Consider the following 15,250-nt stretch of genomic DNA (forward strand, 5'->3'; position numbering starts at 1 on the left):
CCGGAAACGGCACCGGCGGCAGGGCGGGACCGACAGGGGTTTTACAGACATCCGGCGTCAGGCTGACCACCATCCACTGTCCGTCCTGACGGGCGATATAATTTTTCGCCATTATGATGCTCCTGCAATGTGGACTGTCCGAAAGAATACTTGCTACAAATAAAAACAACGTTGGTTATAATTTTTGGAGCGTTGTTATTGCGAAAAAGTATTCTTTAACACACCAAATCTATTTTATATTCAGCGAATAAATAAGTGATGTTATTAATAATATCGTTTTACCGCCTCTGCGGCAGCGTGACGTTATCTTCATATGCCGCCAGGCAAACACCTTTTAATCGAAAAATAAAATCACAACTAAATATTTAAAAATCAATAATTTATATAAATACATATTTAAAAACAATCCAACCCAGAAAAACCATTTAAAATTGTTTTTAATCTAAAGTTTATGCGCAAGATCAAATTAAATTCGGTGTAATTATTTTTAACGCGCATTTTGAGAAAATGCACCCATATATATATTAATTAATGCTAGAAGAAGAGCCATTCGATTTATTACATGAATATATTGACTTGATAAAAGATGCTTAAAATTACATCAGTTACTTCAAAGGAAATTGTGATAGGAACATCGAGAAATAATATTAAAACGGCAATTTTGAAGTATCTACAGACTGCTAAAATATAAGCTGTACTTTCAAACTGCCGTTTTATCATTGCTCACGCTTCGTTACGGTGAATGTTTAACCGTTTATACACAGCTCACTTCACACCGGCTCAGCATCCGCCAGTTCTCTGGCATGACTCGCGTTTCGCCCGAGACGTTCACCGTCGCGCTTTCCCAGATCCTGGCGGAGGAATTGCCGATCATCAGCTCAAACTCGCCTGGCTCGACCACACGTTTGCCGTCCCTGCGGGTAAAATTGAGCATATCGACAGGCACATAAAAGGTTAACGTCGCCCGTGCGCCAGCATCCAGCTCTACGCGCTGAAAGGCTTTCAGTTCTTTTATCGGCCTGACCATGGAAGCCACTTTGTCGCGAACGTAGAGTTGTACCACCTCGCTTCCCCTGTGTATCCCATCGTTGCTTACAGTGACCGCAATCGCGATTTCGCCATCCATCCCCACCGCCGGGGTCAACAGAGTGACGGCTTCACTGGAAAACTCGCCCCAGCCCTTACCATAGCCAAAGGGATAGCGGGAACCAAAATGAAAGGCAAACGGTGTTCCGCCACTTTTCAACTTGTGATTGTAATAATATGGCATAGCGCCCGCGCTTTTCGGCACGCTCACCACCAGTCTTCCCTGTGGTTCAGCGCGTCCGGTCAACACGTCGGCGATGGCCCATCCCCCTTCCTGACCCGGCGCCCAGGCCATTAGCAATGCAGCGATCTTATCCTCCAGCCCCTGCAGGTTGTAGGGTCTGCCACCGGTCATCACGACCACCACGGGTTTTCCGGTCGCCACCAGCGCCTCGAGCAACTGCTGCTGAACACCGGGCAGAGTAAGACTATCAGTATCGGACCCTTCACCTACCGTGCCGCTCTGAAACAGGCCAGCCAGATCGCCAACGCAGGCAATCACCACTTCACTCCGTTGGGCCGCGCTCACTGCGTCTGGAATAAGGGACGCGTCGAACGAAACGGGCGAGGCCTGCATTGGCTTACCGCTGCTGTCGCCCGGAAATACGGGAGCGCCTGCCAGCCGTTTTTCAATAATATGACACCCTTTGGCATACAGCACAGCGTCTTCACCGTAATAGCAACGCAGCGCGGCAAGCGGTGTGGTCACCTGCGCGGTCTTATCCATCTCATCGCTAATGATCAGATGCACCGGGAAGCTGTAGCCGCTGAGCAACGCCAGCGGGTCGTCTGCCGTTGGGCCCACTACCGCAATTCGCGGCTGCCCCTGCAACGGCAGGATGCCGTTATTTTCCAGCAGGGTCAGCGAACGGGTTGCCGCTTCCCGGGCAACCTGGCGCGTCCCGGCGGACTGTAACGCCATCGCCGTTTCATCAGCATAAGGCTGTTCAAACAGGCCCAGGCGGAATTTTTCCGTCAGAATGCGCGAAACGATTTCATCAATTTTCGCCATACCGATCAGTCCCCGTTCAACCGCCTCCGCCAGATGGCGGGCGCAGTCGTCTTTTGGCAGCTCCACATCCAGTCCGGCATTAAAGGCCAGCGCCGCCGATTCCGCCGCATCGTGAGAAACGCCATGATGCTGATGCAATAAACTTACGCCGCCATAATCCGCCACGATAATGCCGTCAAATCCCCATTGCTCACGTAGCAGCGTGGTAAGCAAAAAAGCGTCGCTGTGACCGGGTTGATTATCAATGTCATGGTAGGCGGGCATCACAGAGCCTGCATTGGTCAGCTTCACGGCCATTTCGAAGGGAAGCAGGAACGTATCGTTCAGTTCACAGAAGCCCAAATGTACGGGCGCATGGTTACGGGCCCCTTCGCTGAAGGAGTGACCGACATAATGTTTCAGGGTGGCTAGCAGATCGCGCTTTTCGCCCTGTAACCCTGCGACATACGCGCAGCCCATAACGCCAACCAGCCAGGGATCTTCGCCAAAAGTCTCTTCGGTTCTTCCCCACCGCACATCGCGTGAAACATCCAGAACCGGCGCCAGTCCTTGTCGGCAGCCGGTCGCGCGCGCTTCAAGGCCGATCTGCCGGGCCGCGCGCCTCACCAGTTCGGGATCCCACGTCGATCCGTAATTGAGCGACGAAGGAAACAGTGTGGCGCCCTTACACAGCAATCCAACCAGACACTCTTCATGAAACAACGCCGGAATACCCAGCCGCGTTTCTTCTACAAGCATTTTCTGTAAGCGGTTTGCGGCGCGTACCCCCGTTTTCGCGTCAACAATATGCGTACCCAGTGGACGCGTTATCTGCCCGACGCCGATCTTCAGTCGCTCATTCAACGCCGCCTGTTTACTCACGCCGGCAAACTCATCGCTCATATCGCTACGCTCCTGATGATGGCCCTCCTCCGACAGCACCAGCCAGTAAGCGTGCATCTGGGCAAATTTTTCTTCCGGCGTCATACGTCCCAGCAGGTCGGCGACACGCGCCTGTACCGGGCGATTTGCATCCTTATAGATCATCCTGGTTTACTCCTGTATCGCGTTATTCAGAGCGGAAGAGGACAGACTCTCCCCTGCGTTGTTGAGGTCGCGCTTCCGCGCCATCCCCAGGAGCGCACTGGCCATATCGCCAAGACCGTAACCGATTTTATCGCGGGCAGAGAGAACAGAGGTTATTGTCATTGTTGTGCCTTAATGTCAGAAAATACACCATTAACCAGGAATATCATTAACACTGCCGAACACGTTGCAGAATTCAGTATTGGAGGGAGAAGAAAAGGTCACAATTGCGGAAATAAACAGCGTTATTACGTTATTTGGTTAATGTGAGCTGCCGCACTACAGCGCCGAAAGCGCGACGCTTTCTTCCTTTTTCCTTCGCGATAGCGAATAATCATTGGCGCCTTTATCGCACGACGGGCGAAGGGGCTGTGGCCTGGCGGATCGGGTTCCGTAATTGATAAAAGGTATTTAATGAAAACCGTAACCGTAAAAAACCTTGTGATTGGCGAAGGAATGCCAAAAATTATCGTGTCGCTGATGGGCAAAGATATCGACAGCGTGCGTTCCGAGGCGCAGGCCTATCGCGACGCGCAGTTTGATATCCTTGAGTGGCGCGCCGACCATTTTACAGCCATCACCGAAAAAAACGCGGTTCTTGACGCGCTCAGCGCTATACGTGACGCGCTACCGGACACGCCGCTGCTGTGTACCTTCCGCAGTGCGCAAGAAGGCGGTGAGCAGGCGATCTCTACCGAAGCGTATGTCGCACTGAACCAGACTTTCATAGACAGTGGGCGCGTGGATATGATTGACGTGGAACTGTTCACTGGCGATGCCCAGGTACAACGCCTGGTCACCCATGCCCATGCGCGAGATATACGGGTGGTGATGTCTAACCATGATTTTAATAAGACGCCCGCCGCTGAAGAGATTATCCAGCGTTTACGCAAAATGCAGGCGCTGGACGCCGACATTGCCAAAATCGCCGTGATGCCGCAAAGCACGCGGGATGTGTTGACACTGCTCAGTGCGACGCTGGAGATGCACGAACGCTATGCAGATCGGCCTTTGATTACGATGTCGATGGCAAAAGACGGTGTGATTTCACGTCTGGCGGGAGAAACGTTTGGATCCGCCGCGACGTTTGGCGCGGTGAAAAAAGCCTCGGCGCCGGGGCAGATTTCGGTGCAAGACCTGCGCACCGCGTTAACCATTTTGCACAATGCCTGAGCAGGAATTGTGCCTGTTACGGATGGCGGCGAACCGCCATCCGACTTCCGTTTACTTCTTCAGTTCGGCCAGACTCAGCCAGGTCTGAACGACGGTGTCCGGGTTCAACGACAGGCTGTCGATCCCTTCTTCCATCAGCCAGGCAGCAAAGTCCTCATGGTCGGACGGTCCCTGACCGCAAATGCCGACGTATTTACCCTGCTTCTTCGCTGCGCGAATCGCCATCGACAGCAGTGCTTTCACCGCGTCATTACGCTCATCAAACAGCTCAGACACCACCCCGGAGTCACGATCCAGACCCAGCGCCAGCTGCGTCATATCGTTTGAACCGATGGAGAAGCCGTCAAAGTATTGCAGGAACTGCTCTGCCAACAGGGCGTTGGAAGGGATCTCGCACATCATGATGATCTTAAGCCCGTTCTCGCCGCGCTTCAGTCCCTGACGTTCCAGCTCCTCCACTACCGCTTTCGCCTGTTCAACGGTCCGGACGAACGGAATCATGATCTCAACGTTGGTCAATCCCATGTCGTTACGTACGCGTTTCACCGCTTCACATTCCAGCGCGAAGCAGTCACGGAAACTATCCGACACGTAACGGCCTGCGCCGCGGAAGCCCAGCATCGGGTTCTCTTCATCCGGCTCATAGCGCTCGCCGCCGACCAGGTTCGCGTATTCGTTAGACTTAAAGTCCGACAGGCGCACGATGACGCGCTTCGGATAAAACGCCGCCCCCAGCGTGGCGATGCCTTCCGTCAGGCGGCCCACGTAGAATTCACGCGGGGAATCGAAGCCCTTCATCATCCCGCGGATTTCGTTCTGAAGCGCGGCGTCCTGATCGTCAAACTCCAGCAACGCGCGGGGATGCACGCCAATCATGCGGTTAATGATAAATTCCAGACGCGCAAGGCCAACGCCTTCGTTGGGCAGGCAGGCGAAGTCAAAAGCGCGATCCGGGTTACCCACGTTCATCATCACCTTCAGCGGCAGATCTGGCATCGTATCGACGCTGGAACTTTTCACGCTGAAGTCGAGCAAATCAGCATACACATAGCCGGTGTCGCCTTCAGCGCAGGAGACAGTCACCTTTTCGTCATCCTTCATGCGCTCGGTAGCATCACCGCAGCCAACGACCGCCGGGATCCCCAGTTCGCGGGCAATGATCGCCGCGTGACAGGTTCGACCGCCGCGGTTGGTAACAATAGCCGCGGCTTTTTTCATGATCGGTTCCCAGTCCGGGTCGGTCATGTCGGTGACCAGCACGTCGCCGGGCTGGATGCGGTTCATCTCACTGATGTCATGGATGACTTTCACTGTACCCGCACCGATGCGGTGACCAATGGCGCGGCCTTCGGCGATGATTTTGCCCTGCGCGTGAAGCGTGTAGCGCTCCATCACCTGACCACGGGAGCGTACAGTTTCCGGGCGCGCCTGTACGATAAACAGCTTGCCGGTGTGACCGTCTTTCGCCCACTCGATGTCCATCGGACGACCATAGTGCTTCTCGATCTGCACCGCCTGCTTCGCCAGTTCCTGTACTTCCTCATTCGTCAGAGAGAAAACGTCACGCTGTTCCTGCGGCACATCCTCGATAGTGACCTGCTTGCCATGCTCCTGAGTCGGCGCATAGATCATGCGAATTTTTTTCGAGCCCATGGTACGGCGCACAATCGCCGGGCGGTTTGCCGCCAGCGTCGGTTTATGCACGTAGAATTCATCCGGGTTCACCGCGCCCTGCACCACCATCTCGCCAAGCCCCCAGGCGGAAGTGATGAACACCACCTGATCGAATCCGGATTCAGTATCAATGGAGAACATTACCCCGGACGAAGCGAGATCGGAACGCACCATGCGCTGAACGCCCGCAGAGAGCGCCACGCCACGGTGGTCATACCCCTGATGAACGCGATATGAAATTGCGCGATCGTTAAACAGCGAAGCAAAGACGTGCTTCACCGCCACCAGTACCGCATCAAAGCCCTGGACGTTGAGGAAGGTTTCCTGCTGGCCGGCAAACGAGGCGTCCGGCATATCTTCCGCCGTCGCCGAGGAGCGCACGGCAAAAGAAGCCTGGTCGTCATCCGCAGAAAGCTGTGCGTAAGCATCGCGGATGGCGTTTTCCAGCTCTGGCTGGAAAGGAGTGTCGATAATCCACTGGCGGATCTGCGTACCTGCCTTCGCCAGCGCGGAGACATCATCAATATCCGTTTTATCCAGCAGTTCATAAATGCGCTGGTTTACACCGCTTTGGTCGAGAAACTGATTAAACGCATCGGCGGTTGTGGCAAAACCATTCGGCACGGAAACACCCATACCGGAAAGGTTAGTAATCATTTCACCCAGGGAGGCATTTTTGCCCCCAACTCTGTCTACATCATTCATGCCGAGTTGGTTATACCAAAGCACCAGCGGTGACGAGCCATTGTTGGACATCGAACAATCCTTTTGTGATAAATGAACGAGTATAGGAAACGCTTAACTGCATATTTATCTTTGCATACTTAACCGGATGAAAAAAACGGTGAATCGTTCAAGCAAATATATTTTTTATTTTTTCGGACAGTTTACCCGTTTGCGCAAACCCGCGTACGACATGGGATCTCCACAGAAATTGTCGGTATAAACATCCGTTCCATAAAATGAAATGCGCTTTTCATAAAATATAAAAATAGCATTTCATTTTATAATTCGGGCGCAATTTCCTACGCTTTAGGATAATTTTAATTTATGCTTTCAGAGAATTATCGCTGCTATTCAGGAAGGACAAAATGGATAATGCTGTAGATCGTCATGTCTTTTATATATCCGATGGAACGGCGATCACCGCCGAAGTGTTAGGCCATGCGGTGATGTCACAATTCCCGGTCACGATTAGCAGCATTACGCTGCCGTTTGTTGAAAATGAAAGCCGCGCTCGCGCGGTGAAAGATCAAATCGACGCGATTTTCCAGCAAACGGGCGTGCGGCCACTGGTGTTTTATTCCATCGTCTTACCCGAAATTCGCGCCATCATTCTGCAAAGTGAAGGCTTTTGCCAGGACATTGTGCAGGCGCTGGTTGCGCCGCTACAGCAGGAGATGAAGCTCGATCCCACGCCGATTGCCCATCGTACTCACGGGCTGAATCCTGGCAACCTGAACAAGTACGACGCGCGCATCGCGGCGATTGATTACACCCTCGCCCACGATGACGGTATTTCGTTGCGCAACCTCGATCAGGCACAGGTAATTCTGCTCGGCGTCTCCCGCTGCGGCAAAACGCCGACGAGTCTTTATCTGGCGATGCAGTTTGGTATCCGCGCGGCAAACTACCCCTTTATTGCTGACGATATGGATAATCTGATGTTGCCCGCATCGCTGAAACCCCTTCAGCATAAGCTGTTCGGCCTGACGATTGAGCCTGAGCGTCTGGCGGCGATTCGCGAAGAGCGCCGTGAAAACAGCCGCTATGCCTCACTGCGCCAGTGCCGCATGGAGGTTGCCGAAGTGGAAGCCCTTTACCGTAAGAACCACATCCCCTGCCTGAACAGTACCAACTACTCGGTAGAAGAAATTGCCACCAAGATCCTTGATATTATGGGGCTGAATCGCCGCATGTACTAATAAACTAGTTCACTGGTTTTGTTTTTTTGCTATGATGCCGTTCTGCTTGCGGGGTGTGACACACCTCGCACTTGAATTCGGCAGAGATTGGTTTAAGGTTGTGCCCATCACTTCCCGGCCCCTGCCGTAGAAGCACTCCATTTCTGAGAAAAGTCATGAACAGAACCGATGAACTGCGTACCGCGCGGATAGACAGTCTGGTAACGCCCGCTGAACTTGCGCACCGGCATCCCGTTTCCGCCGCCGTCGCCCGTCACGTTACCGACGCCCGCCGCCGGATTGAAAAAATTTTGAATGGCGAAGATCGCCGCCTGCTGGCCATTGTCGGTCCCTGCTCGATCCACGATCTTGACGCCGCCATGGAATATGCCACCCGCTTGCAGACGTTGCGTGACAAGCATCAGGCGCGTCTGGAAATCGTCATGCGCACCTATTTTGAAAAACCACGCACCGTCGTGGGCTGGAAGGGTCTGATTTCCGATCCCGACCTCAACGGTAGCTACCGTGTGAATCACGGCCTTGAGCTGGCGCGCAAGCTGCTGCTCCAGGTGAATGAGCTGGGCGTACCCACCGCCACGGAATTTCTGGATATGGTGACCGGACAATTTATTGCCGACCTGATTAGCTGGGGGGCGATCGGCGCGCGAACCACAGAAAGCCAGATCCACCGCGAGATGGCCTCGGCGCTCTCCTGCCCGGTGGGCTTTAAAAATGGCACTGACGGCAATACGCGGATCGCGGTGGACGCTATTCGCGCCTCCCGCGCCAGCCATATGTTCCTGTCACCGGATAAAACCGGTCAGATGACCATTTATCAGACCAGCGGCAACCCGTACGGCCATATCATCATGCGTGGCGGGAAGAAGCCGAACTATCACGCGGACGATATCGCCGCCGCCTGCGATACGCTACATGAATTCGACCTGCCCGAACATCTGGTCGTCGATTTCAGCCACGGTAACTGTCAGAAACAGCATCGTCGTCAATTAGACGTTTGCGATGATGTTTGCCAACAGATCCGTAATGGCTCTACGGCCATCGCCGGGATTATGGCGGAAAGTTTCTTGCGTGAAGGCACACAAAAAATCGTCAGCGGACAGCCGCTGGTTTACGGTCAGTCAATTACCGATCCCTGCCTGAACTGGGAAGATACCGAACGGCTGCTCGATAAACTCGCCTCGGCGGTAGACAGCCGCTTCTGACCCCCCTTGCCCATTCCCCCCGGAATGGGCGCTTGCTCGCATTTTTTCGCTCCTCCCCTGATTTATCACTTGTCGTCGCCGGGTATATTATTGATAATAATAATCATTGTTACATTAATTATTATTAATTCACGCGCAATGTCATCTATGGATACCTTTGACTCTTCTCACCCTAAGGAAAGAGAAAGCATCACCCCTTCTCACACGCCGCTTCGCAAAATCAGTAGCCAGAACCTGCTGGGAGAAGACGGTAAAGTTATCATTGATCATAATGGACAAGAGTACTTGCTGCGCAAAACGCAGGCGGGGAAATTATTACTGACCAAGTAATGGCAAACGCCCGACACGTTTTGCGTATACGGGCGATTTAGCCGTTAGCTGGAACAACTGATCTCCAGTCGCCGTCCCCAGTCTGGCGGGCGGTGGGTATAGTCGTCGTTACGGTCGTTGAAAGGATGGCGCAGTACGTCATGTAAACGATGCAGTTCGTCCATCTCCCCCTTTTCTGCCGCGTCGATGGCCCGCTGCGCGAGCCAGTTACGCAACACGACAGCGGGATTCACGCTCTGCATCGACGCCTGGCGGGTGGCATCATCTACGCCGTCTAGTTGCAGACGTGTTCGGTAACGCGTGTACCAGGCGTCGAACGCATCACGATCGATAAACTCATCGCGCAGCGGTGAAGCGGCACTCCGCTGTTCGGTGACGCTTAACATACGGAACGTTCGGCTGTAATCGCTTTTTTCACGCGCCATCAGTCCAAACAACGCATTCAACAGCTCGTTATCTTCTTTCTGTTCACTCAAAAAGCCGAGCTTCTGACGCATCCGCTGACCATAGCGCGTTAACAATGCCTGCTGATAGGTATCCAGCGCCTCATTCAGCGCATCAACGTGAATAAACGGCGACAGGCTCTGGGCGAGGCGCTGGAGGTTCCACAGCCCCACCGCAGGCTGATTGTCAAAGCGGTAACGCCCCTGGTGATCGGAATGGTTACAGATAAACCCCGGGTCGTAATCATCCAGAAAACCGAACGGACCATAGTCCATCGTCAGTCCCAGAATCGACATGTTATCGGTATTCATCACACCATGCGCAAAGCCAACTGTTTGCCAGTCGGCGATAAGCGTCGCGGTACGGCTCACCACATCCCGGAACCAAAGGACATATTTGTCGTTCTCGTCACGCAGATGCGGCCAATAATGGCGAATGGCGAAGTCGGCAAGTTGCTGAACCTTTTCTGGCTCACGGCGATAATAAAAATGTTCAAAATGGCCGAAGCGCATATGACTTTGCGCCACACGTACCAGCATTGCGCCAGCTTCCACCGTCTCGCGATAAACCGGTGTGTCGCTGGTGACGATGGTGAGCGCCCGGGTAGTTGGAATGCCCAAATAGTGCATCGCTTCGCTGGCGAGGCTTTCACGAATGGTTGAGCGCAGCACTGCACGCCCGTCGCCCATACGTGAATATGGCGTCAGGCCCGCCCCCTTAAGATGCCAGTCCACGGTGCTGCCATCGGCGAGTAACTGTTCGCCAAGCAGAATGCCACGCCCGTCGCCGAGCTGCCCGGCCCATACGCCGAACTGATGGCCACTGTACACCTGCGCCAGCGGCGACATACCCGACAGCAACGTCTCGCCCCCCCATACGCCTGCGGGACGGTCGGTACTGAACAGCGCAGCAGGAATATTCAGCTGTTGGGCCAGGGCGTCGTTATGCCATATCAGCCGGGAATGGGTCAGCGGCGTCGGAGAAAGTGCGGTATACGTTGCCGGCAATTCATCATGCCAGCGGGCTGTAAAAGACAGGGTCATAGGGCCTCCTGTCTGTAGTGTAGTCGGTTAGCGCCATCCTAAACACCAGCAAACCGAGGGGTTATCCCTGAATTAAGCGAGTCACCTGATCCGCCGTGACGGCAGGCCACAGCGCGCCCTGCATCCCACCGAAACCAAAAGGCGTGATGCGTGTCAGCAGTTCCTCGCTATCGATCCCGGCTATCAACAAAGAGTCGCAATAAGGCGAAATTTGCGTCACGATTGCCCGCATAAAGGGGTCGAATGAAAGGCTCATTGCGCGTCGCTGCACAAAACCACGGTCGAGGGCGACACGTTTAAATAATCCCTCAAATATGGCTTTCGTCGAACTCTCCCCGGCGCCAAAGTTGGCAAGCACCAGGGGGAAACGTTCGGCCAGGGCGGCAAGCGCCGGATCCGCTTTCCCTGCCGCGAGTGCGGGAAAACTTTCATTAAGGGTGAGTTCAATAAATGAAAAACGTTTGATGGCCTGCAACCGTGACGTATTGATTAATAATAACGGTACGATTGCCGGGGTGATATTAATCCATGCGATCAGTTTATGCTGAATAAAAAAGTGTTGGCAGGTTTCCAGTAGCGCCAGTTTTTCTGCAAATAACTGGCACTGTTCGTCAGGCGAAAGTCGCGGTAATACCAGTTCTGTCGGAAAGCGCACCTTGCCGTCATCGCTGACAAAGTTCGCGGTCACTTCCAGACCGATAAGTTTTCGTTGTACATTTCGGGCGGGGAGAAAATAAAGTTCAGAATGATAAATATTATCCAGCGTGACGTCCATCAGGTCCGCCCCTCAGTCAGGGAGTGATACGGCAACCTGATACAAAGGACGTGAACGCACGTCTTTTCTGCTGCTAACGGGGAAACGTTCATCATGTCCTTTTTACCCGGAATCCGGTTCCTTTGTATTCGGCTAGCGATATTATATACGCTAATTCAGTTTTATTCTTTTTTCTGTAATAACCGGAGAGTATACCGTTAATGACAGCCAGGCATTAACGGCGTCAGATTCGTCGCGCTTGCCAAAAGTTTTTTCGCCAGTAGACATTATCCAACGATGATCGCATCACGCCACGGCTGGTGGAAGCATGAATAAACTGACCGTCGGTATCGTAAATACCCACATGCAACCCGCTGTCCCCTGAACCGGTTTTAAAAAAGACGAGGTCGCCTGGCAGCAGGTCGTCTTTATCAATTTTGGTGCCGATTTTGGCCTGTTGCCGCGTATCGCGCGGCAGCTGTAGCGCGAATTGATCGCGCATCGTCATAAGGACAAATCCGGAACAATCGACGCCGCGACGGCTCATCCCGCCATAACGATACGGCGTACCGCGCCACGTCCGAAGCTGATCGTTTAGCCCGGCTATCACGGTAATGGAGTCTGAAAGCCGGGCGTTTGGCGGCGGCGCCCGGTGGCTACTGCATCCTGCCAGAACCAGTGCTGTAAAAAGAAGAAACCAGAAACGCATTCAGGACGAATCCTCTGTTTTTTTATTCTTGTATCAATTTAGCGGGTATTTGCCCCGTTTTTCAAGACGCCGTGTCGTTTAGGTCGTGGAAATAAGCATTCGGTGGCCCTCAATGTCCAGACGGCGGAAATTCAGACCGTAAGCGCGCGCCAGATTCGCCGGGGTCATGACCTCATCGCGCGGTCCGCTGGCGAGCAGTCTCCCTCCCTTAAGCAACCAGGCTCGATGCGCATGACGCAGCGTATGATTGAGATCGTGGCTGCTCATCACAATGGCGATGCCCTGCGCGCACAGGGCGCTCAGAATACGATCCAGCGCATTCTGCTGCGCGACGTCAAGACTGTTCATGGGCTCGTCCAGCAGCAGCAATTGTCCCTGCGGATTGGTTTCCGGGGCAATTTGCAGGATAACCGCGGCCAGACGTACGCGCTGCCATTCCCCGCCCGAAAGCTGATTCGCATTCCGTCCGAGCTTATCTTCCAGCCCCAGCGACGCCGCCACCTGATGAAGCTGATGAGTATACGATTTGTCAGCCTGATGCAGCGTCAGAAAATGCCATACCGGCATTGCAAAAGGAGGATTCTGCTGCTGCGCCAGATATGCCCGATGGCGCGCCAGCCTGTTCGCGGGCCAGGACGCCAGCGCTTCGCCGCCAAATTTGATATGACCTGAGCCGGTGGTAAGTCCCGCCATACGCGCCAGCAACGTACTTTTTCCGGCGCCATTTGGCCCCACAAGGTGAAGGATCTCCCCGGCGCGAACTTCCGCACTCAGTGGACCAAGCCGGGTGGTGTCGGCGACATCCTGTAGCTGCATCAGTGAAGACATTATTTTGCCAGTGCGATTTTGATACTTTCCATTACGATAGGATCTTCAGGCGTCATATCAGGTGAAAAACGCTGGACCACCTTTCCGTCCCTGCCCACGAGAAATTTTTCGAAATTCCATAAAATATCGTCTGGATAAAGCGGCGCGCGTCCTTTGCTTGCCATGCGCTCATAGAAGCCGCTGTTTTCCGGGGCCACTGCGGTTGGCGCAGCGGCAATCAGTTTCTGATACAGGGGATGCCGCCCTTCTCCGTTAACCTCAATTTTACTGAACATCGGAAACGTCACGCCCCATGTCGCGGCACACCAGGTTTTGATCTCTTGTTCGCTGCCTGGCTCCTGGCCGAGAAACTGATTGCACGGGAATCCCAGCACCAGAAACCCCCGGTCAGCCCAGGCTTTCTGAATATTCTCCAGTTGCTCGTACTGCGGCGTCAGCCCGCATTTTGAGGCCACGTTGACCACCAGCAGCACATTACCGGCATATTTCTCCAACGAGATTACGTCCCCATCAATCGTCGTGACTTCAGTATTCAGAATCGAGTCTTGCATAGCGTCTCCAGAAAGTGAGTGATTTCAATGCCAGCTTTTAAGCATAGTTCGTCATGCAAGGTCTATCGTCCAGCTTTCAACAGTAACCAGATAAAGACCGGCGCGCCAAGCGTGGCGGTGACGACGCCGATAGGCAGCTCGGCGGAAGCCAGCGCCAGACGCGCGACCACATCGGCCAGCAATAGCGCAATGGCGCCCGCCAGCGCGCAACCGGGCAGAAGCACGCGATGATCGGTTAATCCGCATAACCGTAAAATATGCGGGATCACCAGGCCAATAAAACCAATCGCCCCTGCCAGCGCGACGCTCACGCCAACCATCCAGCCTGTCGCCACCACCAGCAGATTACGCCAAAACCACAGCGGTAATCCCAATTGGCGGGCCGAGATTTCGCCCAGCGCCAGCATATTCATAGGCTGGGACTGACAGCAGATCCAGAGCAGAACCGGCACCAGCGCCAGCATCAGCCATGACTGTCCCCAGTCCACGCCGCCAAATCCCCCCATCATCCAGTACATCAACTGGCGAAGATCAAAAGAGGTAGAAAAATAGATGGCCCAGGTCATCAGGGCGCTGCAGATAATTCCCAGCGCGACCCCGGCAAGCAGCAGGCGGCTGGTGGAGAGATGGCGGCGAGCAAAGCGCAGGAGAATCAGTGTGATGATCAGTGCCCCGGCAATGGCGCAAAGACCTAACGACCACTGCGGCAACGTTCCCTGACCCAACAGAACAGCTGCAATCAGTCCAACGCCAGCGCCATTCGACACGCCCAGCAATCCGGGCTCCGCAAGAGGGTTTTCGAATAAAGCCTGCATCACCGCGCCGGAGAGCGCCAGCGCAGCGCCCACCAACAGCACCGCCAGGGTACGCGGCAGACGGATCTGCCAGACAAACAGTTCACCACGCGGGGTCAGCCAGTCAGCAGGCCAAATCCACTGTTCTCCCGCACACAGGCTTAAAAGCAGCGCCAGTACCATCAGTACTGTAAGACTCAGGAGCCAGCGTACATTCTGTCGCTGTTGTTGACGGGCAAAAGTCAGCATGTTTTCCATTCAGCTGCAAAGGATGTGATTGATTCTACGGTGCCGCGCGAGGACAGAAAAGAAAAAAGGCCGCATTGCGGCCTTTTTTGTTATTTAAGACGGTTCTGATCACTCGTCTTTGGGCGAAGCGTTTTCAACCCGGCTCTTTAACTTCTGTCCGGGTCTGAAGGTCACCACGCGCCTTGCTGTAATGGGAATATCTTCACCCGTTTTCGGGTTACGTCCCGGACGTTGATTCTTATCACGCAGATCGAAATTACCAAAACCAGAGAGTTTTACCTGCTCACCGTTTTCCAGAGCACGACGGATCTCTTCGAAAAACAGTTCGACCAGTTCTTTGGCATCCCGCTTGCTAAGCCCAAGCTTATCAAACAGATATTCTGACATTTCAGCTTTTGTAAGCGCCATAGG

At 53.9% G+C, this 15,250-nt stretch carries 14 protein-coding genes; 4 read left to right on the top strand and 10 right to left on the bottom strand.

Features of this window, described 5'->3' with window-relative positions; translation table 11 throughout:
* Nucleotides 1–754: 754 nt before the first annotated feature.
* Nucleotides 755–3,124 (bottom strand): glycoside hydrolase family 3 N-terminal domain-containing protein, encoded by a 2,370-nt coding sequence (locus tag CSE01S_RS09595; RefSeq protein WP_042287422.1) that lies wholly within the window; start codon nucleotides 3,122–3,124, stop codon nucleotides 755–757.
* A gap of 6 nt (nucleotides 3,125–3,130) precedes the next feature.
* A complete protein-coding gene (locus tag CSE01S_RS23045) occupies nucleotides 3,131–3,286 on the bottom strand; it encodes a hypothetical protein (protein WP_157449579.1) in 156 nt (51 codons plus the stop codon).
* A 291-nt stretch (nucleotides 3,287–3,577) separates the two neighbouring features.
* Here CSE01S_RS23045 and aroD point away from each other — a divergent pair, with 291 nt between their 5' ends.
* The gene (aroD, locus tag CSE01S_RS09600; RefSeq protein WP_042287424.1) at nucleotides 3,578–4,336 is read left to right on the top strand and encodes a type I 3-dehydroquinate dehydratase; all 759 of its coding nucleotides are present in this window, start codon (nucleotides 3,578–3,580) and stop codon (nucleotides 4,334–4,336) included.
* Between the two features lie 51 nt (nucleotides 4,337–4,387).
* Here aroD and ppsA read toward each other — a convergent pair whose 3' ends face one another.
* Nucleotides 4,388–6,766, bottom strand: a complete 2,379-nt coding sequence (gene ppsA, locus CSE01S_RS09605) for a phosphoenolpyruvate synthase (RefSeq protein WP_042287426.1) — start codon at nucleotides 6,764–6,766, stop codon at nucleotides 4,388–4,390.
* A gap of 335 nt (nucleotides 6,767–7,101) precedes the next feature.
* On the opposite strand from ppsA, the gene ppsR reads away from it, so the two are divergent.
* The 3 genes from ppsR (at nucleotide 7,102) to hemP (ending at nucleotide 9,467) form a co-directional block, all read left to right on the top strand.
* A complete protein-coding gene (gene ppsR, locus CSE01S_RS09610; protein ID WP_042287427.1) occupies nucleotides 7,102–7,935 on the top strand; it encodes a posphoenolpyruvate synthetase regulatory kinase/phosphorylase PpsR in 834 nt (277 codons plus the stop codon).
* 155 nt (nucleotides 7,936–8,090) lie between these two features.
* A complete protein-coding gene (gene aroH / locus CSE01S_RS09615; protein ID WP_042287430.1) occupies nucleotides 8,091–9,137 on the top strand; it encodes a 3-deoxy-7-phosphoheptulonate synthase AroH in 1,047 nt (348 codons plus the stop codon).
* A 147-nt stretch (nucleotides 9,138–9,284) separates the two neighbouring features.
* Nucleotides 9,285–9,467 carry a hemin uptake protein HemP gene (gene hemP / locus CSE01S_RS09620; protein ID WP_373887560.1) on the top strand — a complete coding sequence of 61 codons (183 nt, stop codon included), beginning with the start codon at nucleotides 9,285–9,287 and terminating at the stop codon, nucleotides 9,465–9,467.
* A gap of 44 nt (nucleotides 9,468–9,511) precedes the next feature.
* Here hemP and selO read toward each other — a convergent pair whose 3' ends face one another.
* From selO to ihfA, 7 genes are all read right to left on the bottom strand, one after another.
* A complete protein-coding gene (gene selO / locus CSE01S_RS09625; protein ID WP_042287435.1) occupies nucleotides 9,512–10,954 on the bottom strand; it encodes a protein adenylyltransferase SelO in 1,443 nt (480 codons plus the stop codon).
* Nucleotides 10,955–11,015: 61 nt separating this feature from the next.
* Nucleotides 11,016–11,729 carry an EAL domain-containing protein gene (locus CSE01S_RS09630; RefSeq protein WP_042287437.1) on the bottom strand — a complete coding sequence of 238 codons (714 nt, stop codon included), beginning with the start codon at nucleotides 11,727–11,729 and terminating at the stop codon, nucleotides 11,016–11,018.
* 223 nt (nucleotides 11,730–11,952) lie between these two features.
* A complete protein-coding gene (locus CSE01S_RS09635) occupies nucleotides 11,953–12,417 on the bottom strand; it encodes a C40 family peptidase (protein ID WP_042287438.1) in 465 nt (154 codons plus the stop codon).
* Between the two features lie 78 nt (nucleotides 12,418–12,495).
* On the bottom strand, nucleotides 12,496–13,245 hold the full coding sequence (gene btuD, locus CSE01S_RS09640; protein ID WP_042287439.1) for a vitamin B12 ABC transporter ATP-binding protein BtuD: 750 nt from the start codon (nucleotides 13,243–13,245) through the stop codon (nucleotides 12,496–12,498).
* Nucleotides 13,245–13,796 (bottom strand): glutathione peroxidase, encoded by a 552-nt coding sequence (locus CSE01S_RS09645; protein ID WP_042287441.1) that lies wholly within the window; start codon nucleotides 13,794–13,796, stop codon nucleotides 13,245–13,247. Before CSE01S_RS09645 ends, btuD begins: the two co-directional genes overlap by 1 nt.
* 62 nt (nucleotides 13,797–13,858) lie before the next feature.
* Nucleotides 13,859–14,839, bottom strand: coding sequence for a vitamin B12 ABC transporter permease BtuC (gene btuC, locus CSE01S_RS09650; protein WP_042287445.1), 981 nt, complete (start codon nucleotides 14,837–14,839; stop codon nucleotides 13,859–13,861).
* Nucleotides 14,840–14,947: 108 nt separating this feature from the next.
* Nucleotides 14,948–15,247 carry an integration host factor subunit alpha gene (gene ihfA / locus CSE01S_RS09655; RefSeq protein ID WP_001229265.1) on the bottom strand — a complete coding sequence of 100 codons (300 nt, stop codon included), beginning with the start codon at nucleotides 15,245–15,247 and terminating at the stop codon, nucleotides 14,948–14,950.
* Between the last annotated feature and the right edge of the window lie 3 nt (nucleotides 15,248–15,250).

The organism is Citrobacter sedlakii NBRC 105722, assembly GCF_000759835.1.
GTDB classification, from domain to species: Bacteria; Pseudomonadota; Gammaproteobacteria; order Enterobacterales; family Enterobacteriaceae; genus Citrobacter_A; species Citrobacter_A sedlakii.